The following is a 25,933-nucleotide window of genomic DNA, read 5'->3' as shown; positions in this document are numbered from 1 at the left end:
CGTCGGGCACAACCCTTCGACGGACGGGCCCTCGACAAGCTCGGTCCCTGCTCAGGGCGAACGGGTGGCAGACCTACGCGCGATATCCCTTGAACACGTCCCGCAACGCCGGCACCACCTTCGCCACCGGCTGCGACAACGAGCGCTCGATCTCGTTCAGGTGCCGCCGCATCTCGGTCGACGCGCCCGCGCCGGCCCCTTTGGCGAGCACCTGCAGCAATTGCTGGTGGCTGTGCGCCACACACATCGGCTCGCCGGGCGACTTGTAGAGCGCCATCAGCAGCGAGGTGGTCGGCAGCAATTCCTCGAGCAGCCGCACGAAGATCGGGTTGCCGCTCATCCGCGCGAGCTTCAGGTGGAACTCGCCCGACAGCCGGATCGCCTCCTGCTTGTTCTGCGACTTCGTCGCCCGCGCCTCGGCCTCGACCAGCTGGCGCAGCTCGGCCAGTTGCTCGGCGCTCAGCTTGCCCGCGAGCCGCCGCGCGACCTCGCACTCGACCACGCGCCGCGCATCGAACACATGCTCGCCGTCGCGCCGCGTCGGCTCGGGCACCTGCGCGCCGCGGTTCGGCCGCAGCACGATCACGCCGTCCTGCGCGAGCTTGTGCAGCGCCTGGCGCACCAGCGTGCGCGACACCGCGAAGGTCTGCGCCAGCTCCTCCTCGCGCAGCCGCGAACCGGGCGCGAGGCGGTGGTCGATCACCGCGGCATAGATGGCGTCGTAGACGCGGTCGGCCGCCATCGTGGGCGGCGGCGGATCTTCAACGCGAAGCTGGCGAGCGGGCATGCGTCATTGTCGGTCGCCGCGCCGCTTGCCGAGCCACTTCACCAGCGCCAGCGTGCAACCCATCACCACGAACGACACCACCGTCGTCACGGTGCCGAGTGCATAGATCGCCGGCGTGGTCACCGTGCTCGTCAGCCCCTGCAGCTCCAGCGGCAGCGTGTTGACGTCGCCGATCGCCTGCGAGGTGCGCGCGATCTCGTCCCAGCTCAGCGTGAAGCCGAACATGCCGACCCCCACCAGGCTCGGCGCGATCAGCGGCAGCACCACGTGGCGGAAGCTCTGCCACGGCGTCGCGCCCAGGTCGGACGCCGCCTCCTCGAAGGCCGGGTTGAAGCGGTTGAAGACGGCCAGCATGATCAGCAGCCCGAACGGCAGCGTCCAGGTCATGTGCGCGCCGAGCGCCGAGGTGTACAGCCCCATCGCGGTGCCGTAGCTCTCCAGCAGGCCGGTCGCGCCGAGGCTTTCCAGCACGCCCCGCAGCGCGGTGTCGATCAGCCGGAACTGCAGCCCGATGCCGAGCGAGACGACGATCGACGGCATGATCAGGCTGGCGACCGAGGTGTAGAACAGCACGCCCGAGCCGGAGAACTTCTTGCGGAACGCGAGGCCGGCACCGAGCGACAGCAGCACCGTCAGCAGCATCACGACGGTGCCCAGCGCCACCGAGCGCCGGAACGCGGCCGCGATGTCGACCACGCCCATGCCCTCCCACAGCTTCGCGAACCAGTGCAGCGAGACGCCGCGCATCGGGAACGTGAGCCCGCCCTCGGGCCCCTGGAAGCTCAGCACGAAGATCGTGATCATCGGGCCGTAGAGGAACAGCACGAAGGCGCCGAACACCGCGGCGAGCGCGTAGAAGCTGCGGGGGCGCTTGTCGGCGTGCATGGTTCAGAGCTGCTTGCGGATATCGACGAGCCGGGTCAGGCCCCAGATCATCATCAGCACCACCGCCAGCAGGATCACCGCGTTGGCCGCGGCCATCGGGAACTGCAGGTACGAGGTCTGCACCTGGATGATCTTGCCGACCGAGGCGATCTGCTGGCCGCCCATCACGCCGATGGTGACGAAATCACCCATCACGATCGTGATGACGAAGATCGAGCCGATGATGATGCCGGTGCGGCTCAGCGGCACGACGACGTTCCACACCGTCTGCCAGCCGCTCGCGCCCGAGTCGCGTGCCGCCTCGATCAGCGCGCGGTCGATGCGCATCATCGAGTTGAAGATCGGCACGATCATGAACATCGTGTACAGGTGCACGAAGGCGAGCACCACCGAGAAATCGCTGAACAGCAGCCACTCGATCGGCGAGTCGATCACGTTGGCCGCCTGCAGCCCCTGGTTGATCAGCCCGTTGCGCCCGAGCAGCGGCACCCACGAGATCATGCGGATCACGTTGGAGGTCCAGAACGGCACGGTGCAGACGATGAACAGCAGCGTCTGCGCACCGACCGAGCGCACGTGGAACGCGAGGAAGTACGCCACCGCGAAGCCGATCAGCAGCGTGACGAGCCAGACGAGGAAGCAGAACTTCAGCGTCGACAAATAGGTCCGCAGCGTGGTCTCGTTGAAGACGTCGAGGTAGTTCTGCGCGGTGAAGGCCGGGATCAGCTCGTAGTCGGTGGCGCGCCAGAAGCTCACCGTCACCACCAGCAGCAGCGGCAGCACGAGGAACAGCACGAACACCAGCGAGAACGGCGCGGCCTGTAGCCAGGCCGCGGCGCGAAGGGGCTTCGTGCTGCTCATGGGCGCTCAGCTCAGGCTGCGACGAACTCGTTCCACTTCTGAACCATGTACGCGTTCTCGTCCATGATCGCGTTCCAGCAGGCTATGCCGCCCATGCGCGTCTCGTAGCTGCCGCCGTCGCGCACGCTCCCCGCCTTGGCCAGCAGGTCACCGTTGGGCGACTTGATGTCCTGCGCAGCCGCCTTGCCTTCCATCCAGTAGGCCCATTCGTAGGCCTCCATCTTGGCCTTGGCGGTCTCCAGCACCGCGCTGTAGTAGCCCTGGCGGTTCAGGTACGCGCCGGCCCAGCCGTCGAGGAACCAGTTGATGAATTCGTAGACCGCATCGGCCTTCTTGCCGCTCACCGTCTTCGGCACGCCGAAGCCGGCGGCCCAGGCGCGGTAGCCTTCCTTCAACGGCTGGAAGGTGCAGGCGATGCCCTTGGTGCGCACGGCAGTGACGGCCGGCGACCACATCGACTGGATCACGACCTCGCCCGAGGCCATCAGGTTCACGCTCTCGTTGAAATCCTTCCACAGCGCGCGGAACTGGCCGGCCTTCTTCGCCTCGATCAGCGTCTTGATCGTCAGGTCGATTTCCTTCTTCGTCATGTTCCCCTTGTCGGGGTACTTGTAGAGGCCCGCCGCCTCGACCACCATCGCGGCGTCCATGATGCCGATCGACGGGATGTTCAGGATCGCGGCCTTGCCCTTGAACTCGGGGTTCAAGAGCTCCTTCCAGCTGTCGATCGGGCGCTTGATCAGGTCGGGGCGGATGCCCAAGGTGTCGGCGTTGTAGACGGTGGGGATCAGCGTCATGAACTGCGTCGGCTCCTTCGCGAAGTCCTTCGCGGTCGGCGACGCGACGTACATCACTTTCTTCGGCGCGGTGCCCTGGTCGCCGACCTTCTTGCCGCCGACCTCCCCCTTGGTGAACAGCGTGGTGATCTTGTCGGCGTTCTTGATGCGCTTGGTGTCGATGCCCAGCAGGTTGCCGGTCGGCAGGATCTTCTTCAGCGAGAAGTATTCGGTGTCGATCAGGTCGAACGAGTTCGGCGCGGTGACGGCGCGCTTGGTCACGTCGTCGGTGGTGACCGGGATGTACTGGATCTCGATGCCGGTGTCGGCCTTGAACTTGTCGGCGATGGCCTTGTCCTGGTTCACCGCGGTGCCCAGGTAGCGCAGCGTGATCTTCTCTTGCGCATGCACGAACGGGAAGGCCAGCGCGCTGCCGGCGGCGGCCGCGCCCTTCAGCAGCGTGCGGCGGCCGAGCTTCGGTGTGGCCGATGTGGCGGTCGAGTCGTTGTGGTCGGACATGGAAGGCTCCTCGGGGTGTTTGTGGGAACGGAAACGGTTCAAGCCAGCGCGTGCGCCTCGTGCGCGGCCCAGCTGACGTAGACGGTGTCGCCGGGCGCGAACGGCGCGGCGTCGAAGCTGGCATCGGAGACGGTGGCCGTCCATTGCGCGTCGGCCGCCTCGCCCTGCGGCGCCAGGCTCACCTGCACGTACGTGCCCTGGTATTCGACGGCGCGCACCGCGGCGGCACGGCCGTCGGTGTCGGCATGGCGCTGCAGCCGCATGCGGTCGGCACGCACCGCGACCGCGCCGGCCGGCGACGCGATCACGTTGTGCGCACCCATGAAACGTGCGACGAACTCGCTGCGCGGCGCGTTGAACACCTCGCGCGGCGAACCGGTCTGCTCGATGCGGCCCTGGTTCATCACGACCACCTGGTCGGCCAGCGCCATCGCCTCTTCCTGCGAATGGGTCACGTGCACGAAGGTGAAGCCGAGCTCCTGCTGCCAGCGCTTCAGCTCGGCGCGCATCTGCACGCGCAGGAACGGATCGAGCGCCGACAGCGGCTCGTCGAGCAGCAGCACGCGCGGCTCGGTCATCAGCGCGCGCGCCAGCGCCACGCGCTGCTGCTGGCCGCCGGACAGCTCGCTCGGCAGGCGCGCGAGGTAGGGCGTCATCGCGACCAGCGCGAGCAGCTCGCGCGCCCGCGCATGGCGCTCGGCCGGCGGCTTGCCGCGCATCTTCCAGCTGAAGGCGACGTTGTCGAGCACGCTCAGGTGCGGGAACAGCGCGTAGCTCTGGAACATCATCGCGGTACCGCGGTCGGCGGCGGCGCTGTAGGTGATGTACTTGCCGCCGAGCAGGATCTGCCCGTCGCTCGCGAGCTCATGGCCGGCGATCATGCGCAGCGTCGAGGTCTTGCCGCAGCCCGAGGGTCCGAGCAAACAGCAGTAGCTGCCGGAGGGAATCGTCAGGTCGATGCCGTCGACGGCGACGGTGTTGCCGTAACGCTTGACGAGCGAGGTGAGCACCAGGGACGAGTCGGGCTTCATGGATCCGGCTGTATGCAAAGCATGTGCCAGATGACGCTCCCCCCGAAGCGCCTTCGGCGCCTCCCCCCAGGGGGCGCCGCCAGCGGCCCGGCGGAGCCGGTTCCGCGGCGTCCGCTTGGCTCGCGGCTCGCACCAAGTGCGCTGCTTGTCGTCGGCCTCTGCCCGGTTTTGGGGCGACCGCACGCCTTGGAACGGGCGCACGACTTGCTCAGCTGATCACGATACCCGGGCCCGCTTTGTATACAAAGCAGCCCTCTGACCCGAGGAGCCGACGATGAAGATCCGCGTGATCAACCCCAATACCAGCGCGTCGATGACCGCCAAGATCGGCGAGGCCGCGCGCGCGGTGGCCGCGCCCGGCACCGTGATCGATGCGGTGCAGCCGAGCTTTGGTGCACCGTCGATCGAGGGGCACCACGACGACGTGTGGGCCGCCGCCGGGGTGACCGAACAGGTGCGTGCCGGTGAGCGGGGCGGCGCCGATGCGCACGTCATCGCCTGCTTCGGCGACCCGGGGCTGCACGCCGCGCGCGAGCTCGCGCGCGGGCCGGTGATCGGCATCGCGGAGGCGGCGTTCCATTGCGCATCGCTGCTGGCCACCGGCTTCTCGGTCGTCACGACGCTGACGCGCACCTGCGTGATCGCCGAGCACCTGGTGCTGCAGTACGGCTTCGAGCGACGCTGCCGCGGCATCCACGGCACCGACATCGCGGTGCTGGAACTCGACGACCCGGCGAGCGACGCCTATGCACGCATCCTGGCGAGCGCACGGCAGGCGCTGGAGCGCGACCGCTCCGGCGCGATCGTGCTGGGGTGCGCGGGGATGGCCGACCTGTGCGCGCGGCTGCAGGCCGAGCTGGGCGTGCCGGTGGTGGATGGCGTCGCGGCCGCGGTCAAGCTGGCCGAAGGGCTGGTCGCGATGAGGCTGGGGACGAGCAAGCGCGGGGACTACGCGGCGCCGTTGCGCAAGGACTATGTGGGGCTGGCTGCGCCATGGTCACCGGCAGGCTGAACCCTCTCCCCGTTCGGGCTGAGCCTGTCGAAGCCCCGGTGCCGCGCGAGGAACCCTTCGACAAGCTCAGGGCAGTCCTTCGACAGGCTCAGGACGAACGGGATGTGTGCGCAGTCCATCACGCCGCGTTCGCCCCCCGATGCGCCCACCCCGTCGTGCGCCGCTCGACCACCGCGAACAGCTCGTACATCCCCATCGCCATCGCGCCCACCACCACCAGTCCGGCGAACGCCAGCCCCATCTGCATCGACGAGCCGGCCGAGATCAGCAGGTAGCCGATGCCCTCGTTGGCGGCCGTCATCTCCGACACCGTCGTGCCGACGAAGGCCAGCGTGATCGCGACCTTCAGCGAAGCGTAGAAATACGGCATCGAGCGCGGCAGGCCGACCTTCAGCAGCACGTCGGTGCGCCGCGCGCCGAGCACGCGCAGCACGTCTTCCAGCTCCGGCTCCAGCGTCGCGAGCCCGGTCGCGATGTTGACCGTGATCGGAAAGAACGAGATCAGGAACGCCGTCAGCACCGCCGGCCCGACCCCGATGCCGAACCACACGACGAGGATCGGCACGAACGCGGCCTTCGGCAGCGCATTGAAGGCCGTCATCAGCGGGTACATCGCCGCATACGCCAGCCGCGAGCTGCCGACCAGCACGCCCAGCAGCACGCCGACGACGATCGCCAGCCCGAAGCCCAGCATCGTGACCCAGAACGTACGCCATGCATGCGCGGCAATGACCGCATGGAACTCCCACAGCTGCTGCGCGATGCGCGACGGGCTCGGGAAGATGAAATCGGAGATGCCGAAGCCGCGGCACGCCAGCTCCCACCCCAGCAGCACCGCGGCCAGCAGCAGCCACGGCGCGAGGCGCTCACGCTGGCGGCGCGTCACGACACCGCCTCTGGTGCGCGGCGGATGCTGCCGATGTGCTCGCGCAGCTCGAGCACCACGTCGCTGAACTCGCGGGTGTAGGTGAGCGCCAGGTCGCGCGGCCGCTCGAAGCCGATCTCGCGGCGCACCAGCATGCGCCCCGGGCCGCGGCTCATCACGTGCACCGTGTCGGCGAGGAACACCGCCTCGCGCAGGTCGTGCGTCACCAGGATCACGTTGAAGCGCTGCGCCGCCTGCAGGTCGCGCAGCGTGCACCACAGCTCCTCGCGCGTGAACGCGTCGAGCGCGCCGAACGGCTCGTCGAGCAGCAGCATCTTCGGTTCATGGATCAGCGCGCGGCAGATCGACGCGCGCTGCTGCATGCCGCCGGACAGCTGCCACGGGAACTTGTCCTCGTAACCCGCCAGGCCCACGCTCGCCAGCAGCGCACGCGCCTTCGCGTCGTACTCGGCGCGGCGCGCGCGGAATTGCGAGCGGTGCGGCTCGACGATCTCCAAGGGCAGCAGCACGTTGCGCAGCGTGCTGCGCCACGGCAGCAGCGACGGTGCCTGGAAGGCCATGCCGGTGATCTTCAGCGGGCCGGCGACCTCGCGGCCGTCGACCAGCACCGCGCCCTGCGACGGCCGCTTCAGCCCGGTCGCGAGCTTCATGAAGGTCGACTTGCCGCAGCCCGAGGGCCCGACGATCGCGATGAACTCGCCCGGCTGCGCCTGCAGCGAGATGTCCTCGACCGCGAACTGGCGGCGCGCGAGCAACTCGTCGTCGTAGGCGAGCCAGACCTTGCGGAAGTCGACGAAGGGCGGCATCGGTGGATTCATCGGGAGGCAGGCGGTGACGAGGGGGCGAGGCGCGAGATCAACGACTTGACCGCCTCGCGGTACAGCGCCGGGTCGTCGTCGTGCAAGCGACTGTGCGAGCCGCCGCTGAACTCGACCCAGCGCGTGCCGGCCGGCGCCGCATCGCGCAGCGCGCGGCCCAGCGTCACCGGCACCGTGTCGTCGGCGCTGCCGTGCATGATCAGGATCGGGGCGTCGATGCGGCCGATCTTGGCTACCGAATCGAACTTCTCGGTCGCGAGCCACGAGACCATCGTGCCGACCACGCCGAGCTCGGCGGCCACGTCCGGCAGCCGCGTGAAGGTCGACTCCAGGATCAGGCCGCCGTAGTCGCGCCCGGCGTGCTGGCGGCTCGCGAGGTCAACCGCCACGCCGCCGCCCATCGAATGCCCGAAGATCACGCGCCGCCCCGGATCGGGCTGGTGCTTCACCAGCTCGGCCCACGCGCTGTCGGCATCGGCCAGGATCGTCGATTCCGACGGGATCAGCGGCGTGCTCTCGCCCCAGCCGCGGTAGTCGACCGCCAGCACCGAGAAGCCGGCGTCGCGCAGCGCGTCGATCTTCGGCAGGTTGCGGTAGAGCGCGCGAAAGGTGCCGTGCAGGTACAGCAGTGTCGGTGCCTGCGGGTCGGCGTTCGGCATCCACCACAGCTGCAGCCGGTCCTGCATCCCGGGTGTTGCCCCAGGCACCGCCACCGCATACGACAGGTCGCCCGGCCGCAGCGCGAACTCGGCCGGCTGCCCCGGCGAGGGCCGGAACACCCATTGCCTTTGCTTCAGGTCCCACCACGCACAGCCTTGCAGCATGACAACGCATGACACCGATGCGCACAGCCATCCGACAAGCCTGGATGCCTGCCTCCAAAAACCAGGTCGAGAGTTCGCGACAATCAGCGCCATGAAGTTTCCTGCCCTGGCGTCTGCCGTGTGCGCCTGCGGCGTGTCGATCTGCACCCCTGCGCAAACCGTACCCGCTGCCCCTGACGCGCCCGAAGCGCCGCCGGCCACTGTAAGTGAGGATGTCTGGCGCCTGATGTATTCGCCGGCGACCTACCACTACTCGCGCGACCCCGACCACCACTACGTGTGGATGGTGGGGGTCGAGCGCGAGCGGCCGAACGGCGTGGTCTCGGGCTTCACCTACTTCAGCAATTCGTTCGGGCAGCCGAGCGCCTATGCCTACGTCGGCCAGCGGCTGACCGATTTCAGCGAGTGGAACCGGCTTTACGCGCAGTGGACCGCCGGCCTGATCTACGGCTACAAGCCGCCGTTCGACGACAAGGTGCCGCTGAACTACAAGGGCTTCTCGCCCGGGCTGGTGCTGACGGTCGGCTGGCAGCTGACGCCCACCGTGTCGACGCAGGTCAACGTGCTGGGCAACTCGGCGCTGATGTTCCAGGTCTCGGCCGTGGTGCCCTGACGGGCTCACTTGCGCGCGACCGCGAAGATGTTGCGCGAGGTTGCATCGGGCAGGTAGGCGTCGCTCCACACCGCCGCCGGGTTCACGCGCTCCTTGGTGCCGAACGCGTCGGACACCTGGCTGGCCATCAGGCTCAGCCGCGGCGCCAGCACCGCGCCGAAGCCCTCGGCCCGCGCATCGGCGGTCAGCACCGTCGCATCGAGCGCGAGCTTCAGGCGCCGCAGTTCCAGCGCCTCGTTGACGATGCCGTCGCGCGCCTTCACGGTCGCGACCGCTGCGGCCGGATCGGCTACCACGTCCTTCATGCCTTTGGTGAACGCGCGCAGGAAGGCCTTCACCGCGTCCGGGTTCTTCTTCAGGAACTCCTGCGACACGATGACCGCGTTGCCGTACAGCTTCACGCCGTACTGCGGGTACGGCAGCACGACCACGTCGTCGGCCTTCACGCCGCGCGCCTCCAGGTTCAGCAGCGAGGTGAACGAGAAGCCGGTGATCGCGTCGATGTCGCCGCGCACCAGCATGGTCTCGCGCAGCGGCGGGTCCATCGCGGTCCAGGCCACGGTGCCGATGCCGTTGGCCTTCGCGAAGATCGGCCAGGCCTTGCGGCCGGCATCGAACACCGGCGCGCCGAGCTTCTTGCCGTTCAGGTCGGCCGGCGCCTTGATGCCGGACTTCTTCAGCGCCAGCACCGCGGCCGGCGTGTTGTTGTAGACCATCATCACCGCCACCGGCTTGTTCGGCGCGGTCGGGTTGTTGGCGTGGAACTCCATCAGCGCCGCGAGGTCGGCGAAGCCCATGTCGTACGCGCCCGACGCGACCCGCGCGACGGCGCCGCCCGAGCCGTTGCCGGCGTCGATCGTGACGTCGAGCTTCTCGGCCTTGAAGTAGCCCTTCGCGGCCGGCACCAGGAACATCGCCGCCGGGCCTTCGAAGCGCCAGTCGAGCTGGAACTTGACGGGGGTCTCCTGGGCGATGGCAACCTGCGCGAGGAAGGCGGTGACGAGGGCCAGCAGGCGAGCGAACATGCACAGTCTCCGGTGGGTCGGGCCTTTCAGCCTGTCAGCAGGTCATGCAAGGCGCGCGCCACCACCCGGGTCGCCCGCCGCAGGTCCTCGAGCACCACATGCTCGTCGGCCCGCTTCGCATTGCTCTCGAACACCGTGCGCGGCCCGGCGCCGTAGATCACCGCCGGGATGCCGCGCTCGCTGTACAGCCGCACGTCGGTGTACAGCGGCGAGCCCGAGGTGGGGATCGGCTCGCCGAACACCGCCTCGCCATGCCGCTGCAACGCCTCGACCAGCGGCCGGTTTCCCGGCAGCGGCTGCAGCGCCCGCGCCAGCAGCAAGCGGCGGATCTCGACGGTGATGCCCGGCACCTGCGCCGCCGCGTCGGCGATCACCTTCCGCAGCGCCGCTTCGACCTCGACCGGGTTCTCTTCCGGGATCATCCGGCGGTCGAGCTTCAGCACCACCTTGCCCGGCACCACGTTGGTGTTGGTGCCGCCCTCGATGCGCCCCACATTGAGGTACGGGTGGCGGATGCCCGGCACCTTCGACGTGACCTGCCGGTACAGCGCGTTCTGCGCATACAGCGCGTTCAGCAGCGCGACCGCGCCCTGCAGCGCGTCGATGCCGGTGTCGGGAATCGCCGCATGCGCCATGCGGCCGTGCACCGTCACCTCCATCTGCAGGCAGCCGTTGTGCGCCGTCACCACCTGGTAGCTGAAGCCGGCGGCGATCAGCAGGTCGGGCTTCGTGAGGCCGTGCTTCAGCAGCCAGCCGGGGCCGAGCTCGCCGCCGAACTCCTCGTCGTAGGTGAAGTGCAGCTCGATGCCGCCCTTCAGCGGCACGCCCAGCGCCTCGAGCGCGCGCACCGCGAAGGCGTAGGTCGAGAAATCGCTCTTGCTGACCGCCGATGCGCGGCCGTAGAGCTTGCCGTCCTCGATGTCGCCGCTGTACGGCCCGTGCGACCAGCCTTCACCGGGCGGCACCACGTCGCCGTGGGCGTTCAGCGCGATGGTCGGGCCCTCATCACCCTTCCCGTAGCGGCGACGCACGATCAGGTTGGTGATGCTCTCCATGCCGGCCGCGCGCACCTCGTCGCCCGGCACCGCGTGCTGCTCGGCCTCGAAACCGAAGCCCGCCAGCAAGGCCGCGGTGCGCTCCGCATGCGGCGCGTTGTTGCCCGGCGGCGTGTCGGTGGGCACCTGCACCAAGGCTTGCAGGAACCGGGTCTGCTCGTCGAAGTGCGCGTCGATCCACGCATCGAGGCGCGCGTACGTGTCGTCGCTCATGTCGTCTCCAGGTGGTCCAGCAGGTGCTGGAAGGCCTCGACGCACAGCTGCGCGTCGTGGTTGGTGATGGTTTCCAGCGGGTTGTGGCTGATGCCGGAATTGCCGCCGCGCAGGAACAGCATCGCCTGCGGCATCACCTCGTGCAGCTTCATCGCATCGTGGCCGGCGCCGCTGGGCATGCGGTGCACCGGCAGGCCGCTCGCCTCGACCGCGCGTTCCCAGCGCCGCTGCCAGGCCGGCGCGCTCGGCGCGGCCGACGCACGCAGCGTCTCCTCGAGCGTGTGGTGCAGGCCGCGCTGCCGGCAGATCCGTTCCAGCTCGGCCACCACGTCGCGTGCCAGCGCATCGCGCGCCTCGTCGGTGGTGGCGCGCAGGTCGAGGCTGAACACGCAGCGGCCGGGCACGACGTTGATCGAGCCGTTCGGCACGCCCAGCATGCCGACGGTGCCGACCAGGTTCGGCTGCGCGGCGGCGCGCTCCTCGACGTACAGCGCCAGCTCGGCCACCGCGGTCGCGGCATCGCGGCGCCGGTCCATCGGCGTCGTGCCGGCATGGCTGGCCAGGCCGATCACCTCGCCGAGGTAGCGCACGCTGCCGTTGATCGAGGTGACGACCCCCAGCGGCAGGTCGAGCTCGTCGAGCACCGGGCCCTGCTCGATGTGCACCTCGACGAAGCCGAGGTAGCACGCCGGGTCGCGCTGCAGCGCGGGGATCTTCGCGGGGTCGAGACCGGCAGTGCGCATCGCGTCGCGCATCGCGATGCCGTCGGCATCCTGCTGGTCGAGCCAGCGGGTGTCGAACTGCCCGATCAGCGCGCCCGAGCCGAGGAAGGTGGCCTTGTAGCGCTGGCCTTCTTCCTCCGCGAAGCCGACCACCTCGATGCCGTGCTTCAGCCGCCGGCCGGTGCGCTGCAGCTCGCGCACGCAGACCATCGGCACGAGGATGCCGAGCCGGCCGTCGTACTGGCCGCCGTTGCGCACGGTGTCGAAGTGCGAGCCGGTCAGCAGGCGCGGCGCGGCGCGATCGCTGCCCTGGTAGACACCGACCACGTTGCCGACCGCATCGACCGACACCTCGTCGAAGCCGCAATCGTGCATCCAGCGCACCAGCTGCCGCTGGCAGGCAAGGTGCGCCTCGGTCAGGTAGGTGACCGTCAACTGGCCGTGCTCGGCGTAGCCCGGGTCGCTGTGCTGCGCGAGCAGCTCGGCGCAGTCCCAGACCTGGTTGCCCAGCGTCGGCTCGCTGCCGAACTTGTCGTCCAGGCGCAGTTCGGCAATGCGGTCGATTTGCCGCAGGCACTCGGCCAGTTCGACATCGGCATGGCCTTCGACGCGGCGCGCGAAGGTCTCGATGACCTGCGTGCGCGTGAGCCCGCTGCCGCGCGGGCCGCGCACCGCCAGGATGAAGGGCCAGCCGAAGCGCGCCGCATAGGCCGCGTTCAGCGCCTGCAGCCGCGAGAACTCCTGCGGCGTGCACTGCGTGAGGCCGGACACCGATTGCTCGCCGGCCGATTCGCGCGTCAACGCGACCTTCGCCTTGCCGGCCAGCTCGGGGTGGGCGCGCACCAGCGCGAGCTGCTCGTCGCGCCCGGCATCGCGCACCACCTGCACCAGCGCGTGCTTCAGCTGCGCCAGGCTGGTGAAAGGCGCCGCCGCGAAGGCCCGCTCGGGGATCCACGGCGAATGCTCGTAGACGCCGTCGAGCAGCGCGACGAAGCCCTCGACCGTCGCCTCGTTCAGTTGCTGCAGGCTGATGCTCATGTCCAGATCCAGGCGTTGTCGGCGTTGAACGGATGCACGCTCTTCCAGTGGCGTGCGATGTCGACGCGGCGGCACACCCACACCCGGTCATGCGCCTCGACGTGGTCGAGGAAGCGCTGCAGCGCCCGGAAGCGCCCGGGCCGCCCGAGCAGCCGGCAGTGCATGCCGATGTTCATCATGCGCGGCGACTCGTCGCCCTCGGCGTACAGCACGTCGAAGCTGTCGCGCAGGTAGGTGAAGAAATCGTCGCCGGTCGCGAAGCCCTGCGGCAGCGAGAAGCGCATGTCGTTGGTGTCGAGCGAGTACGGCACCACCAGGTGCGGCGCGAGGCTGCCGTCGGTCTTGCGCACCTGCATCCAGAACGGCAGGTCGTCGCCGTAGTAGTCGCTGTCGTACTCGAAGCCGCCGTAGTCGGCCACCAGGCGGCGGGTGTTCGGGCTGTCGCGGCCGGTGTACCAGCCGAAGGCGCGGTCACCGGTCAGCTTGTGGATGATGTCCATGCCGATGTCCATGTGCTGGCGCTCGGTGGCCTCGTCCATCTGCTGGTAGTGGATCCAGCGCCAGCCGTGGCAGGCGATCTCGTGGTCGAGTTCGACGAAGGCCTGCGTCAGCTCGGGGTGGCGCTCCAGCGCCATCGACACGCCGAACACCGTGAGCGGCAGCGCGCGCCGCTCGAACTCGCGCAACAGCCGCCACACGCCGACGCGCGAGCCGTACTCGTAGATCGACTCCATCGACAGGTGGCGCGCCGGGTAGGCGGCCGGGTTGAACATCTCGGACAGGAACTGCTCGCTGCCGGCATCGCCGTGCAGCACGCTGTTCTCGCCGCCCTCTTCGTAGTTCAGCACGAACTGCACCGCGATGCGGGCGCCGCCCGGCCATTCGGCATGCGGAGGGTGTTCACCGTAGCCGGCGAGGTCGCGGGGATAGTTGGGTGATGGCATGGCGGTCAGGCGTGCGCCGGCCGGGCGCCGGCAAGATCAGGGACGCGCGGGTCGAGCTGCAGGTTGCGCTCGACGCTGCGCAGGTGGGACTGCATCAGGCGCACTGCGGCGCGCGCGTCGCGCCGCTCCAGCGCGTCGACGATGGCCACGTGCTCCTCGAAGGAGTGTTCGGCCGAATGCGCCGACTGGTACATCAGCGAGATCAGCGACGAGCGCGACACCAGGTCGGCCAGCAGCTCGGCCAGCACCTCGTTGCCGAGCATGCGCGCGAGCACGACGTGGAAATCGGCCAGCAGCCGCGTGCGGCCGGTGACGTCGGTGCGCAGCACGGCCTCCTGCGCGGCGGCGAGGTGGGCGCGCAGCGCGGCGAGCTGCGCGGCATCGAGCGCGCCGGCGGCGCGGCGCACCAGCGCGGCCTCGATCATGTGGCGCACCTCGAACACCTGGCGCGCCTCGTCGACGCTGGGCATCGCGACGCGCGCGCCGCGCGCCGGCTCGAGCGTGATCAGCTTGTCGCGGCTCAGCTGGTTCAGCGCCTGGCGTACCAGCGTGCGCGAGACCTTGAACAGGTCGGCGATCTTCTGCTCGGCGAGCTTGGTGCCTGGCATCAGCCGGCGCTCGACGATCGCGGTGGTGATCGCGTCGACGATGCGCTGGGTGGTGCCGCCATCGGCCGCGTCGGCGCGCGCCCGCGCGGGGCGGATCTGCTTCAACGGGGTTGCCGATCTGGCAGGGATGGCGCGGGGCATGGCAAAGTGTATACACTTTCGCCACCATGGGAAAACTGACGACGCACGTGCTCGACACGATGAACGGTTGCCCGGCTGCCGGCATGGCGGTGCGGCTCTATCGGCTGGATGGCGCAGCTCCGCAGTTGCTGCGCAGCGTGCAGCTCGACGCCGACGGCCGCGCCGGCGGGCCCCTGCTGGAAGGCGCCGATTTCATCGCCGGCCGCTACCGGCTGGTGTTCGAGCTGGCCGATTACTTCCGTGCGCGCGGCGTCGCGCTGCCCGACCCGCCCTTCCTCGACGGCGTGCCGCTCGACTTCGGCCTGGCCGACACCAGCGCCCACTACCACGTGCCGCTGCTCGCGAGCCCCTGGGCCTACTCCACCTACCGCGGCAGCTGACGCGCATGGAAGCCTATGTGCTGGACTGGGTCAACCTGCTGCTGCGCTGGGCGCACGTCGTCGTCGCGATCGCGTGGATCGGCTCGTCGTTCTACTTCGTCTTCCTCGACAACAGCCTGCTGAAGCCCGAGGCGCCGGACCTGAAGGACAAGGGCGTCGACGGCGAGCTGTGGGCGGTGCACGGCGGCGGCTTCTACAACCCGCAGAAGTACATGGTGGCGCCGAAGTCGCTGCCGGCGCACCTGCACTGGTTCTACTGGGAGAGCTACTCGACCTGGCTGACCGGCTTCGCGCTGTTCACGGTGCTGTACCTGTTGCAGGCCAGCACCTTCCTGATCGACCAGCGGGTGCATGCATGGTCGCCGGCCGGGGCGATCACGGCGGCGCTGGCTTTCCTCGCGGTGTTCTGGTTGGTGTACGACGGCATCTGCCGCGCGTTCGGCCGGCGCGTGAACGGCGACCGCATCGTCGGCGCGGCCGTCGCGGTGGTGGTGGTGCTCGGTGCATGGCTCGCGTGCCAACTGTTCGCCGGGCGGGCTGCCTTCCTGCTGGTCGGCGCGATGATGGCGACGGCGATGAGCGCCAACGTGTTCTTCTGGATCATCCCCGGCCAGCGCACGGTGATCGCGCAGATGCGCGCCGGCCAGCCGGTCGACCCGGTGCACGGTCAACGCGCCAAGCAGCGCAGCGTGCACAACACGTATTTCACGCTGCCGGTGCTGGCGGCGATGCTCGGCAACCACTACGGCTTCCTGTACGGCGCGCCGCACAACTGGGCGGTGCTGGTGCTGGTGATGCTGGCGGGCGCGTTGATCCGTCATGCGTTCGTCGTGCGGCACAAGGCGCTGGTGCAGGGCAAGCGGGTGCCGTGGGAGTTCGCGTTGGCCGGCACGGTGCTGCTGCTGGGCGTCGCGGTGTGGCTCGCGCCGGCGCCCGGGCCGGCCGTGCAGGCGGCGCAGCCCGCAACGTTCGCGCAGGTGCAGCAGGTGATCGGCACGCGCTGCGTGATGTGCCACAACGAGCAGCTCGCGAGCAAGGGCGTGCGGCTGGATTCGCCGCAGGGCATCGCTGCGCATGCGCAGCAGGTGGTCCAGCAGGCGGTGGTGCTGAAGCTGATGCCGCTGAACAACGCGACCGGGATCACCGACGAGGAGCGGGCGCTGCTGAAGCGGTGGTTTGAGAGCGGCGCCGTCGGCGCGCCCTGATCGGTCTTCATCCTCCAGATTGAGGAAGAACCCGGGAAATCCATTGACGCCGAGGGCTTCACGCCGATAGCCTGTACCTTCACTTCTGAAGGAACCCATGGCACCGAGCACTTCGCACCAGACTCCCCCGCAGCCCGGCACCCCCGCAGTGCCTGCCGGCATGAAACCGCTCACCGAGCAGGAGCTTCGCCAGGTCGTGGGTGGGCCCCAAGGGTCACCCGTGCTCTGACAGTCCGTGGCCCGGAGCCGTTCCGGGCTGCGCATCAATGGGGCAGCACGTAACGCGTGCTGGGCCCGTTGCCGGTCTGTTCGAGCAGACCGAGTTGCGCCAGCGTGCTCAGGTGCTTGGAGGCCGTGGCCAACCCCACGCCGCAGACCTTGGCATACATGCTCTTCTGGATCGACCCAGCGCGGAACAGGTGGTCCAGCAACGCGATGCGCCGCTGCTCCTGCAGCAGCTCGCCGGCCTCGCGCTCCCACTGTGTCGCCAGCTGCTGCTCGCGCGTCAGCTCGCGGTTGAAGGTATCGCGCAGCTGCTCGAACTCGGCGACAAAGCGGTCGCCAAGACCATGCTTCTGGATGAGCGACAGCGCCGCTTCGCGCTCCTTGCCGGCAATGGCCAGGTAGGACCGCGCAACCGCCAGGTGCGCCTTCACGTGGGCCTCCGTGCCCACCGGCACCGCCAGGATGGCGCGCTGCCGCTGCACGTCGGCCATCTCGTCGAAGTGGGCCGCGAATTCCTCCGGGAGCAGGCGTTCGTTCACCAAGCCGTCGTGCGCCCCCAGGATCTCCGCCTTCAGTCCGCGAGCGGCTTGCTGCAGGAGCAGGTCGCCTTCGGCCGGGCTGGCCTTCAGTGCCGCCGCGGCATGGGCATCGCCCAATTGCTCGTCGCCCGCGATGCCGGTCAGTGAGAAGCGCTTGTAGTAGGCCTCGGCCAGGTTGTAGTGGGCTCGGTTGACATGCACGGCCAGGTGCGCACGCACGCTGTGATCGAGCCCGGCCCGGTACATCTCGATCGCCTGGTCGTACTGGCCTTGCAGGTAGTGGGCGACCCCCATGTTCAGGTAGCTGCTCGTGAGGATGTACGGGTCGACGCTGGTCTGCTCCGCCATCGCGACCACCCGCCGGGCGTACTCGACGGCGCGGTCGAACTCCTTGGCCTCGCCATAGATCAGGCTCAGGTTGTTGTACGTGGACAGGATCTGCCGCGTGTCACCCAGGCGCTCGAAGATGTTGAGTGCCTTGTGCTTGTGCTCGATGGCGCGGCGCGGCTCGCCGGCGCGCCGCCAGTATTCGCCCCAGGTCTGCTCGAGCAGCGCGACGTTCTCGGCCGACACGGCCGGGTCCGTGCGTGCCGCTTCGGCCTTGTCCAACACCGCTCGTGAGCGAGGGTCGTTTCGCAGCACGTACAGCCACGCGAGGCGCACCAGCGCGGCCACGTATTCCTCCAGGCCGGTTCCGGGTTGTGCCGATTCGACCGCGCGCGCCTGGCGCAGGAAATCGGCACTGTCTTCGAAGCAGGCCAGCGCGCGATCGGTGTCGCGAGGCTCGTGGAAGCGGCCCAGCGCGCCGTAGACGATGCCGAGCATCAACTTGTCGTCATGCGTGGTTGCGATGCGCAGCGCGCTTTCGTAGGCCTGGCGCTCGCGCTCCTCGGCATTGCGCATGCGCCACAGCGACGCCATCGCCAGCCGCAGGTCGAAGCTTTGACGAGGTGACAGCGGCAGCTCGAGCATCTGGTCGACCAGCAGGTCCGTCTCGGCGTCGCGCGACAGCTCGGTGCGAAAACGCTGCAGCGACTGGGTGAAGGCGACAGGGTCCGCTGCCTGCAGGTGGTGCCATATCGCCGAGGCCGCGTCGCGTCGCGCCAGTGCCAGCTCCGCCTGCCTGTGATGCCAGGTCGCGGACTGCTCTGCGCCGCGCTCGCTCCCGCGCCGGGCCAGTTCATGCTGCACCATCTGTCGCAGGGACAGCCGGCGGGCGCCCGCCAGCGGATGCGCGAGCCAGCCCTCGGCCATCAGGCGCTTGCCTTTGTCGAGATAGCGGTAGAACGTGCTCGGCCCAACCGCCCACAAACCGCACAGGTTGTCGGCTGGGGATTCATCAGCCCGCCGCCGGTAGCGGTCGGGAAAATCCGGCACCAGCACGAAACCGAAATGGCACAGCACCGCCAGCGCCGGCCGCCAGCTGGTGCGCTCGAGCCACGATTGGCGATCGCCTGCGGCAGGTTCCTGACCGAACTCTGGACGCAACTGAAGGGCCGACCAGCGCAACAGCAGTGCGAGCGCCTCGACCTGGCCCTGCTCCCCGCGCAGCCCCTCGCCCGCCGTTCCCAACACCGGTCCCAGCCAGCGCCGCGAGAACCAGCGCCACGCGCGCGGGCGGCGCGCAGGCAACGCACTGAGCGATCCGCTCTTGTGCGCGGCCAGGGCCGCGTTGATCAGCGACTCCGCTACCTCGGAAGAGATCAAAGGCATGCAATGAACCGACTTCAAGTTAGGGGGGCACGCGGGTGCTGGAAGGCGCATCGTCTGGTTGTCGTCCAGCATCGGCCTGTCGAAGGCGATCCGACATGCGTGTCCTTGAGACAGCCTCGCGAATAGTGTATGGCCTGCGCTTCGCGGCGCGTCACCGTGCGTCGCGCACAACCCCATCCCCTGGACAACATGGAGAGTCTGATGAACCAGCCGAATCTGCTGCCTGCCGGCGGCGCAGCGACCCCGCGAACCACCGGTGTCACGCTGGCGGTGTTCGCCCCCTTCGGAACGGACGAGGTGCTGAGCGCCTACCCCGATGGCGCGTCCCAGGATCTGGCGCAACACCCACTGATGCGGGCACTGCTGAAGGTGGCCGAGTCGGGCGTCAACGTCTGTGCGGCGATCGACCTGTTCGATGATTCGACCTACCTCGTCGACATCCCGGCCGGACACCCGGCGGATCTGCAGGTCACCGAGCGCTGGAAGCAGGACATGACCTCGCCGATCACGCTCGCCGGGCTGCTGCGGCATGCCCACCTGCAAGCACCGGACGCCGCGCTGGTGCTGGCACTGGAGGGACACGGTGCCGGTTTCCTGCCGGACCTCGACCGCAGCAAGCTGAGCCTGGCCAGCGTCACCGCCAACGGCACCATTCAGTGGAAGGTCAGCCAGGACGCCACCACCCCGGTGAATTCCAACGGCGACCCGGTGTTGCCGTTCGGCTCGCCCACGCTGCCCTTCGGCTCGCCCACCCTGCCGGTCAACCACATGCCGCTGTCCACCTGGGCCCTCGGCGATGCGCTGAAACAGGCCCTGGACGCCGGCGTACCCAAGCTCGCCGCGATCCACTTCAACAACTGCTTCAACATGTCGGTCGAGGTGCTGCACACGGTGGCGCCGTATGCCGACTACGCGACCGGCTACGAGAACTACAACTTCTTCACCGCCGGCGCGGCCTACCCTGCCGTCTTCCAGAAGCTGGCGGCCGCCGGCAGCGCCACCGCCCAGCAGCTCGCGCAGTGGTTCGCCGACGGCAACAAGGACATCCTCGCGGCCAAGGGCAACCACCCGACCGTCGGCTGCGTCGTGCAGCTCGCCCGGCTGCAGGCCATCGTCGAGCGCATCGACGACCTGGCCGATGCGCTGCTCGCTGCGCTGCGCACCTCCGCGCCGGCGCAGCGCCCGACCATCGTGCAGAAGATCCGCAGCGCGATCCGCCGCGCCCAGCAGTTCGACACCAACGCCAACATGGACCTGGAGACGCCGGACGAACTGACCGACATCGACAGCCTGGCGACCGAGCTGATGGCCACCGACTTCGCACCGTTCAAGGTGCAGCAGGCGGCCGCCGGGCTGCGCGATGCGCTGAAGGACATCAAGCGCTACGGCGCCGTCGACGCGCCGTGGACGGCGCCCGGCGCGCTGTGGGACTTCTCGGCGAAGAACCTCGCGATGAACATCTTCCTGCCCGACCCGCTGCTGCTCGGCCTGTGGGACTGGCGCTCGCCGTACTACCTCGACGTGAACCCCGACCCGACGCTGCCGCGCGTGCAGCCGCACATCATCGACTTCGTGAAGGTCACCGACTGGGTCGACTTCATCGTCGAATACCACAAGGGCCAGCCGTTCAAGGGTCTGCTGCCGGCCGCCATTCCCGAGTTCCCGGTGTTCAACGCGCGCTACGAGCCGCCGAAGGGCCGCCAGCCCGACCCCTGCGGCGACGGGGACATCCCCAAGGGAGATGACAAACCGCGCCGCGCCTGACGCAACCGGCGCATCTCCGCGCCCCCACCCGAACCCCTGCGAGGCCCGTCCTCCCAGGGGTTTTTTGCGTCTGGCCACGCATCGTCTGGCCATCGTCCAGCGCCTGCGCCGATCGGGCGGCGAGCGGGCGTGTCAATGGGAAGGCGTCGCCGATGGAATGCGGTCCATGGATTCCTCCACCGCACCCCGCCCCGCACCCCACCCCTCCCAGGAGACGCACATGAAGTGGTACCTGTCCGTTCTCGGCGCGCTGGCCGTCTGGCGCCTCACCCACCTGCTGCACGTGCAAGCCGGCCCGCGCCGCGTGCTGGAGACCTTGCGGCGCTGGGCTGGCGAGAGCTCGTCGCTGGCCTGCTTCTACTGCCTGAGCCTGTGGGTCTCGGTGCCGGTCGCGCTGGTGATCGGGCAGGACTGGGTCGAGCAGGTGCTGCTGTGGCTCGCGTTGTCGACCACCGCGATCGCGCTCGACCTGCTGCTCGACCTGATCAGCCGCAGCACCGCGCCGCCAGCCCACCTGCAGCTGCTGACGCCGTCGCAGATGGCGCAGGCGATGGCGGCCCGCTACTTCGACGAGCAGGCCGCCGACGAAACGCCGGAGCCGCTGTTCACGCGCGGTCCCGCCCGCACCCACTGAGCGGAGGCCTGCATGCTGCCGTCGATCAAACGCCGCCTGGCCGCGCTCGGGCCGGTCGCCATCCCGTTCGCCGACACCACGCCGGGCATCTGGCTGCTGGAGACGCAGCGGCCGGCGCCGGCCAAGGAAGCGGCGACCGCCCCTACACTGCACGCGCCCCGCATCAACACCCCGAGCCCATGGCCTGGAACGGTCGCCTGCAACTCCACTACCGCCACGACGCCGGCCGCTGCGTCGTCCACGACCGACACAGCGGGCCGCTGCGCATCCTGCAAAGCCTCTATCCCGAAGGCACCGGGATCTGCCACAACGTGCTCGTGCACCCGCCCGGCGGCATCGTCGGCGGGGACGTGCTGGCGATAGAGGCAGAGCTCGATGCCGGCGCGCATGCGCTGATCACGACGCCCGGTGCGACCCGCTTCTACCGCAGCCTCGGCGAGACCGCGGTGCAGAGCCTGACGGCCCGCGTGGCCGACGGCGCGCGCCTCGAATGGCTGCCGCTGGAGACGCTGTGCTACCGCCGCACGCTGGCCGAGAACCGCATGCGTTTCGAGCTGGCGCCGGGGGCTGAGATGATCGGCTGGGACGTGCTGGCGCTCGGCCTGCCGGCCAGCGGCGAGCTGTTCGACGAGGGACGCTACACGCAGCAGATCGAGCTGCCGGGCGTGTGGCTGGAACGTGGGACGGTCGACGGGCAGGATCGTTTGCTGCTCGACTCGCCGGTGGGCTTCGCCGGGCACAGCGTGCTGGCGACGATGTGGTTCGCCGCGGGCACGGCGCTGGCCGGTGCGCGGCGCGAGGTGTTGATCGATGCGGCGCGCGAGCAGCTCGAGGCGCATGCGTTGCGCCTCACCGCCGGTGCGACCTCGCCGCATGACGAGGTGGTGCTGCTGCGCGTGCTGGCGCACCGCGTGGAGCCGGCGATGGAATTGCTGACCGGTGTATGGAAGCGCTGGCGCGAGATCGCGTGGGGCTTGCCGGCGCAGGCGCCACGCGTCTGGCGGACCTAGGGCTTGAACTCGCGGCAGATCGCCGGCCGAAGAATCAGCGGCTCAGCTTGATCCAGTTCAGGTTCCACCCACCCTGCAGCGCCTTCACCGCGATCTGCTGCTGCCCGGCGCTCAGCTGCACCTGGTGCGAGACCGTGGTCCAGTTCTGCCAGCCGCCGGTCGACGGCACGCCGAGGCTGCCGTACACCTGCGTGCCGCCGGCGCGCTCGAGTTGCAGCACGCCGCCGCCGCTCTGGCTCGCGACGCGGTACTGCACCGTCCACGTCCCGCTGCTCGGCACATTCACGTCCCACACCACCCAGTCATTGGCGTCGATGTAGCCGAGGTTCTGGCCGCCCTCGGTGCAAGCCTCCGCCGTCATGCCCTGCATCACCGCGTAGTTCTCGGCCTCCAGCGTGATCGCCGAGCCCTGCAGCAGCGGCGTGCGCGCGAAGGTCGCGTCGTTGCGGTCGCCGTCGCTCGCGATGCCTTCGACATACAGCAGCGAGTTGCGGTGGCGCAGGTAGCGGCCGGGGAAGTTCCACGATTCGAACGAGGTCGCGCCGGCGTTGGCCAGGCCCGCGCGCTGGTTGAAGGTGGCGTCCTGGCGGAACAGCGTCGAGTTGTCGTTCGCGTCGAGCCAGACCTCGCCATTGCGGTGGCGCAGGTAGCTGTTCGGGAAGTTCACCGACTGGAACGAGACGCCGCCGCCGGCCAGGCCAGGCACCATCGTCCAGTTGCCGTCGGCGATCGGCGACACGCTGCCGGCCGGATCGATGCGGCCGCGGCTCGCCTGGTGGCGGATCACGTTGCCGTTGATGTTCTGGCTGGTCCAGGCCGCCTGCGTCGTGGTCGCCGTGCCGGGCTGGTAGACCCGCACGTAGTCGACCAGCATGCGCGCCGGCAAGGCGCCTTCGTCGATGTTGAAGCCCGGCCAGTTGCCGCCCACCGCCATGTTCAGCAGCAGGAAGAAATCGCGCTGGAATTCATCGGTGCCGCCGGCGTTGTTGCTGATGTCGATCACGTGGTACTGCGTTCCGTCGACGAACCACTTGATGGTGTTCGTGTCCCACTCGACCGCGTACACGTGGTAGCTGTTGATGCTGGTGGCCATGTGCCCGCCGTACGACGCGTAGCTGCCGTTGGCGGCCTGCCAGTGCACCGTGCCGTAGACGTCGGCACCGGTGTTGATCTGCTCCATGACGTCGATCTCGCCCGACGCGGGCCAGCCGACGGTCGAGATGTTGCTGCCCAGCATCCAGAACGCCGGCCAGGTGCCCTGCTTGCCCGGCAGCGCGATGCGCGCCTCGATGCGGCCGAACTTGAAGCTCTTCTTGCCCTGCGTCTTCATGCGCGCCGAGGTGTAGCGCATGCCGCCGAAGTCTTCACGCTTCGCGGTGATGACCAGCGCGTCGTTCTCGACCGTCGCGTTCTCGCGCCGGTAGTACTGCTGTTCGTTGTTGCCCCAGCCGCCCGAGCCGGTGCCGGTCTCGAAGACCCAGTCGGGGCTGATGCTGCCGTGGAATTCGTCCTGCCAGACGAGCTGCCAGTTCTGCGCGAAAGCGAACGGCGCGCTGAGCAGGCCCAGCAGCAGCGCAAGCAAAGGTCTCAGGTTTCTCATGGGTGTCCTCCAACGATGTGTGTGGCGATCGGCGCGGCTGCCGGGCACTCTGACGGCGCCCATCGCCGGATCCTAGCGGTTTTGCAAGCGGTTTCATAAAGCACCACCTTGCAACGCGCCGGAGGAGTGCGCCAAGGGTGGCACGATGGCGATCCGAACCACTCACCCAGGGAAACCACCCATGAACGCCACCCACACCAAGTCCGGCATCACGGCGGAACGCATCGCGAAGAAGTTCCAGGGCCTGGCCCAGGCCAATGGCTGGGGCGACAACCCGGACGTGCAGGCCTTCGGCGCGCTGCTCGAGACCTTCTCGGAAGCGGTCGATGGCGAGATCGATGCGCTGAAGATCCAGCTCACCGACGTGGCCGCCCAGGTGCGCAAGCTGACGCCGCCGCCGGCCTGAGCTGAAGCGCGGCGCCGGCCCGATTGGTGTGCGGCGGTCAACACCGTGGTCCCCGCCGCAGGCCTACCGCGGCGCGCACCCCGCTCCTACGATTTGCCCATTCCGCACTCCGCAGAAACCGGGCACCCCAGCCGCACTGGGGACACGAAGGAGCATGTGATGACCCAACGCATCAACTACGTCCACCAAGCGCCGGAACTCTTCAAGAAGTTCGTCGAGTTCAGCGGCGCGGTGAAGGACAGCACGATCGAAGAGAAGATCCACGACCTGGTCTCGATCCGCGCCTCGCAGATCAACGGCTGCGGCTTCTGCGTCGACATGCACGTCAAGCAGGCGACGATCCATGGCGAGCGCCCGCTGCGCCTGCACCACCTCGCGATCTGGCGCGAATCGACGCTGTTCGAGCCGCGCGAGCGCGCCGCGCTGGCGTGGACCGAAGCGCTGACCACGCTGCCGGCGCAAGGCGTGCCCGACGAGGTGTACGAGCGCGTGCGCGGCCAGCTGTCCGAGAAGGAACTGACCGACCTGACCTACGCGGTGATGAACATCAACGCGTGGAACCGCATCAACGTCGCGTTCCGCACCGTGCCGGGATCGTCCGACACCGCGTTCGGTCTCGACAAGGCCAAGCTCAGCTGAGGGCCATCGACGGCGCCGCGCGCGGGCAGCCGAGGTCGAGCGCGCGCGTCTCGGTGCTCATGTGGTCGATGAACACCCGGATGCGCGCCGGCAGTTGCCGGCGGCTCAGCCAGCACAGGTAGTGCCCACGGTCGTCCGGTGCCTGGCCATCGAGGCAGACCACCAGCTCGCCGCTGCGCAGCAGTTCGCAGGCCTGGTAGGCCGCGACCTGCGCGAGCCCCTGGCCATCGAGCACCGCCTGCAGCGCGAGGTCCTCGTCGTTGAAGCTCTGCAGCGCCGCCGGCACCAGCTTGCGCGGCTGGCCGTCGACCTTGAACTCCCAGTCGCGCACCCGCCCCGACGCCAGCCGCAGGTTGATGCAGCGGTGCGCCGCCAGCTCATCAACGTGGCGCGGCAGCCCGTGCTCGCGCGCGTAGCCGGGCGAGGCGACCACCAGCATCTGCATCGGGATCAGCTGCTTCGCGATCACCTGGCTGTCGTCCATGCGACCGTCGCGGAAAGCCACGTCGATGCCGTCGCTCGCGAAATCGGCCGGGCGATCGTCGAGCCGCAGGTCGACCGCGATCTCCGGGTAGCGTGCCTGGAAGCCGCGCAGCAGCGGCGCCACCACCTTGCGGCCGAAGGCCACCGTCGACGCGATGCGCAGCTGCCCGCGCGGCGGGCCCTGGCGCAGCTCGCGCATGTCGTCCAGCGCCTGCACGATGTGCGCGACGCCGACCCGGCAGTTCGCATGGAACAGCTCGCCCTCGCGCGTCAGCGCGGTGCTGCGCGTGGTGCGGTGGAACAGCCGCGCGTCGAGCTGGGCCTCCAGCTTCTGCACGCTGCGGCTGACCGCCGAGCGGCCGATGCCGAGCCGGTTGCCGGCCTTCGCGAAGCTGCCCTCGTCGACGACGGCGATGAAGGCGACCACGCCGGCATAGCTGGCCGCGAAACTGGCGGCCAGCGTGTCGGCGGCCGCGGGTGTGGCGAGTGGGTTCGAGGTGTCCATGCCGGTAGAACACGCGAGCCGCCCGGTTTGTGACACGCCGCCGCAAAAAAGATTGGTGCACGGCAGGCAACA

The 25,933-nt window shown here is 69.1% G+C and carries 25 protein-coding genes; 9 read left to right on the top strand and 16 right to left on the bottom strand.

Features of this window, described 5'->3' with window-relative positions; genetic code table 11:
* Nucleotides 1-73 precede the first annotated feature (73 nt).
* The 5 genes from BUE42_RS04745 to BUE42_RS04725 are packed head-to-tail and all read right to left on the bottom strand — an operon-like array spanning nucleotide 74 to nucleotide 4,859.
* A complete protein-coding gene (locus BUE42_RS04745) occupies nucleotides 74-742 on the bottom strand; it encodes a GntR family transcriptional regulator (protein WP_235002099.1) in 669 nt (222 codons plus the stop codon).
* 48 nt (nucleotides 743-790) lie between these two features.
* A complete protein-coding gene (locus BUE42_RS04740; protein ID WP_073463199.1) occupies nucleotides 791-1,672 on the bottom strand; it encodes an ABC transporter permease in 882 nt (293 codons plus the stop codon).
* Between the two features lie 3 nt (nucleotides 1,673-1,675).
* The gene (locus tag BUE42_RS04735; RefSeq protein ID WP_073463197.1) at nucleotides 1,676-2,533 is read right to left on the bottom strand and encodes an ABC transporter permease; all 858 of its coding nucleotides are present in this window, start codon (nucleotides 2,531-2,533) and stop codon (nucleotides 1,676-1,678) included.
* An 11-nt stretch (nucleotides 2,534-2,544) separates the two neighbouring features.
* Nucleotides 2,545-3,828, bottom strand: coding sequence for an ABC transporter substrate-binding protein (locus BUE42_RS04730; RefSeq protein ID WP_073463195.1), 1,284 nt, complete (start codon nucleotides 3,826-3,828; stop codon nucleotides 2,545-2,547).
* Between the two features lie 38 nt (nucleotides 3,829-3,866).
* Nucleotides 3,867-4,859, bottom strand: a complete 993-nt coding sequence (locus tag BUE42_RS04725; RefSeq protein WP_073463193.1) for an ABC transporter ATP-binding protein — start codon at nucleotides 4,857-4,859, stop codon at nucleotides 3,867-3,869.
* A gap of 274 nt (nucleotides 4,860-5,133) precedes the next feature.
* Here BUE42_RS04725 and BUE42_RS04720 point away from each other — a divergent pair, with 274 nt between their 5' ends.
* Complete coding sequence (locus BUE42_RS04720; protein ID WP_073463192.1) at nucleotides 5,134-5,871, top strand: aspartate/glutamate racemase family protein; 738 nt, start codon at nucleotides 5,134-5,136, stop codon at nucleotides 5,869-5,871.
* 118 nt (nucleotides 5,872-5,989) lie between these two features.
* On the opposite strand, the gene BUE42_RS04715 is transcribed toward BUE42_RS04720, so the two are convergent.
* From BUE42_RS04715 to BUE42_RS04705, 3 genes are read right to left on the bottom strand one after another with little or no spacing between them, the layout of a single operon-like run.
* On the bottom strand, nucleotides 5,990-6,757 hold the full coding sequence (locus BUE42_RS04715) for an ABC transporter permease (protein ID WP_073463190.1): 768 nt from the start codon (nucleotides 6,755-6,757) through the stop codon (nucleotides 5,990-5,992).
* Nucleotides 6,754-7,563 (bottom strand): ABC transporter ATP-binding protein, encoded by an 810-nt coding sequence (locus BUE42_RS04710; protein WP_073463188.1) that lies wholly within the window; start codon nucleotides 7,561-7,563, stop codon nucleotides 6,754-6,756. The genes BUE42_RS04715 and BUE42_RS04710 overlap by 4 nt, the downstream gene beginning before the upstream one ends.
* A gap of 8 nt (nucleotides 7,564-7,571) precedes the next feature.
* A complete protein-coding gene (locus tag BUE42_RS04705; protein ID WP_073463187.1) occupies nucleotides 7,572-8,399 on the bottom strand; it encodes an alpha/beta hydrolase in 828 nt (275 codons plus the stop codon).
* 91 nt (nucleotides 8,400-8,490) lie between these two features.
* On the opposite strand from BUE42_RS04705, the gene BUE42_RS04700 reads away from it, so the two are divergent.
* Nucleotides 8,491-9,012 carry an ABC transporter ATP-binding protein gene (locus BUE42_RS04700; protein WP_143171296.1) on the top strand — a complete coding sequence of 174 codons (522 nt, stop codon included), beginning with the start codon at nucleotides 8,491-8,493 and terminating at the stop codon, nucleotides 9,010-9,012.
* A 5-nt stretch (nucleotides 9,013-9,017) separates the two neighbouring features.
* On the opposite strand, the gene BUE42_RS04695 is transcribed toward BUE42_RS04700, so the two are convergent.
* Genes BUE42_RS04695 through BUE42_RS04675 form a run of 5 tightly spaced genes read right to left on the bottom strand, consistent with a single transcriptional unit; the run spans nucleotide 9,018 to nucleotide 14,746 of the window.
* Nucleotides 9,018-10,037, bottom strand: a complete 1,020-nt coding sequence (locus BUE42_RS04695; protein ID WP_073463185.1) for an ABC transporter substrate-binding protein — start codon at nucleotides 10,035-10,037, stop codon at nucleotides 9,018-9,020.
* 26 nt (nucleotides 10,038-10,063) lie between these two features.
* Complete coding sequence (locus BUE42_RS04690; RefSeq protein ID WP_073463183.1) at nucleotides 10,064-11,305, bottom strand: M20 family metallopeptidase; 1,242 nt, start codon at nucleotides 11,303-11,305, stop codon at nucleotides 10,064-10,066.
* On the bottom strand, nucleotides 11,302-13,065 hold the full coding sequence (gene uraD / locus BUE42_RS04685; RefSeq protein WP_073463181.1) for a 2-oxo-4-hydroxy-4-carboxy-5-ureidoimidazoline decarboxylase: 1,764 nt from the start codon (nucleotides 13,063-13,065) through the stop codon (nucleotides 11,302-11,304). The genes BUE42_RS04690 and uraD overlap by 4 nt, the downstream gene beginning before the upstream one ends.
* Nucleotides 13,062-14,009 (bottom strand): allantoinase PuuE, encoded by a 948-nt coding sequence (gene puuE, locus BUE42_RS04680; RefSeq protein WP_073463179.1) that lies wholly within the window; start codon nucleotides 14,007-14,009, stop codon nucleotides 13,062-13,064. Before puuE ends, uraD begins: the two co-directional genes overlap by 4 nt.
* 5 nt (nucleotides 14,010-14,014) lie before the next feature.
* Complete coding sequence (locus BUE42_RS04675) at nucleotides 14,015-14,746, bottom strand: GntR family transcriptional regulator (RefSeq protein WP_369822948.1); 732 nt, start codon at nucleotides 14,744-14,746, stop codon at nucleotides 14,015-14,017.
* A 38-nt stretch (nucleotides 14,747-14,784) separates the two neighbouring features.
* Here BUE42_RS04675 and uraH point away from each other — a divergent pair, with 38 nt between their 5' ends.
* Together uraH and BUE42_RS04665 are read left to right on the top strand one after the other, a co-directional pair.
* Nucleotides 14,785-15,138, top strand: a complete 354-nt coding sequence (gene uraH / locus BUE42_RS04670) for a hydroxyisourate hydrolase (protein WP_073463177.1) — start codon at nucleotides 14,785-14,787, stop codon at nucleotides 15,136-15,138.
* A gap of 5 nt (nucleotides 15,139-15,143) precedes the next feature.
* Nucleotides 15,144-16,343 (top strand): urate hydroxylase PuuD, encoded by a 1,200-nt coding sequence (locus tag BUE42_RS04665; RefSeq protein ID WP_073463175.1) that lies wholly within the window; start codon nucleotides 15,144-15,146, stop codon nucleotides 16,341-16,343.
* Nucleotides 16,344-16,606: 263 nt separating this feature from the next.
* Here the strand turns inward: BUE42_RS04665 and BUE42_RS31450 are convergent, their stop codons facing one another.
* The gene (locus BUE42_RS31450; protein ID WP_159445365.1) at nucleotides 16,607-18,892 is read right to left on the bottom strand and encodes a tetratricopeptide repeat protein; all 2,286 of its coding nucleotides are present in this window, start codon (nucleotides 18,890-18,892) and stop codon (nucleotides 16,607-16,609) included.
* A 129-nt stretch (nucleotides 18,893-19,021) separates the two neighbouring features.
* Here BUE42_RS31450 and BUE42_RS04655 point away from each other — a divergent pair, with 129 nt between their 5' ends.
* The 3 genes from BUE42_RS04655 to BUE42_RS04645 all read left to right on the top strand — a co-directional run bounded on the left by BUE42_RS04655 (nucleotide 19,022) and on the right by BUE42_RS04645 (nucleotide 22,228).
* Nucleotides 19,022-20,584 (top strand): clostripain-related cysteine peptidase, encoded by a 1,563-nt coding sequence (locus tag BUE42_RS04655; RefSeq protein WP_073463171.1) that lies wholly within the window; start codon nucleotides 19,022-19,024, stop codon nucleotides 20,582-20,584.
* 220 nt (nucleotides 20,585-20,804) lie between these two features.
* Nucleotides 20,805-21,218, top strand: a complete 414-nt coding sequence (locus BUE42_RS04650) for a hypothetical protein (protein ID WP_073463169.1) — start codon at nucleotides 20,805-20,807, stop codon at nucleotides 21,216-21,218.
* 179 nt (nucleotides 21,219-21,397) lie between these two features.
* Nucleotides 21,398-22,228 carry an urease accessory protein UreD gene (locus tag BUE42_RS04645; RefSeq protein WP_073463167.1) on the top strand — a complete coding sequence of 277 codons (831 nt, stop codon included), beginning with the start codon at nucleotides 21,398-21,400 and terminating at the stop codon, nucleotides 22,226-22,228.
* Between the two features lie 34 nt (nucleotides 22,229-22,262).
* On the opposite strand, the gene BUE42_RS04640 is transcribed toward BUE42_RS04645, so the two are convergent.
* Nucleotides 22,263-23,828, bottom strand: a complete 1,566-nt coding sequence (locus BUE42_RS04640; protein ID WP_073463165.1) for an AbfB domain-containing protein — start codon at nucleotides 23,826-23,828, stop codon at nucleotides 22,263-22,265.
* A 181-nt stretch (nucleotides 23,829-24,009) separates the two neighbouring features.
* Between BUE42_RS04640 and BUE42_RS04635 the strand changes: the two genes are divergently transcribed.
* Together BUE42_RS04635 and BUE42_RS04630 are read left to right on the top strand one after the other, a co-directional pair.
* Nucleotides 24,010-24,234 (top strand): hypothetical protein, encoded by a 225-nt coding sequence (locus tag BUE42_RS04635; RefSeq protein WP_073463162.1) that lies wholly within the window; start codon nucleotides 24,010-24,012, stop codon nucleotides 24,232-24,234.
* Between the two features lie 159 nt (nucleotides 24,235-24,393).
* Complete coding sequence (locus BUE42_RS04630) at nucleotides 24,394-24,873, top strand: carboxymuconolactone decarboxylase family protein (protein ID WP_073463160.1); 480 nt, start codon at nucleotides 24,394-24,396, stop codon at nucleotides 24,871-24,873.
* On the opposite strand, the gene BUE42_RS04625 is transcribed toward BUE42_RS04630, so the two are convergent.
* Nucleotides 24,866-25,861 (bottom strand): LysR family transcriptional regulator, encoded by a 996-nt coding sequence (locus BUE42_RS04625; RefSeq protein WP_073463158.1) that lies wholly within the window; start codon nucleotides 25,859-25,861, stop codon nucleotides 24,866-24,868. The two genes, BUE42_RS04630 and BUE42_RS04625, sit on opposite strands and share 8 nt — an antisense overlap.
* Nucleotides 25,862-25,933 lie beyond the last annotated feature (72 nt).

The sequence above is a fragment of the Rhizobacter sp. OV335 genome (assembly GCF_900142965.1).
In the GTDB taxonomy this organism is placed as follows: domain Bacteria; phylum Pseudomonadota; class Gammaproteobacteria; order Burkholderiales; family Burkholderiaceae_C; genus Rhizobacter.
Note: the sequence above shows the minus strand (reverse complement) of the source record. Positions and strands in the feature narration are given on the sequence as shown.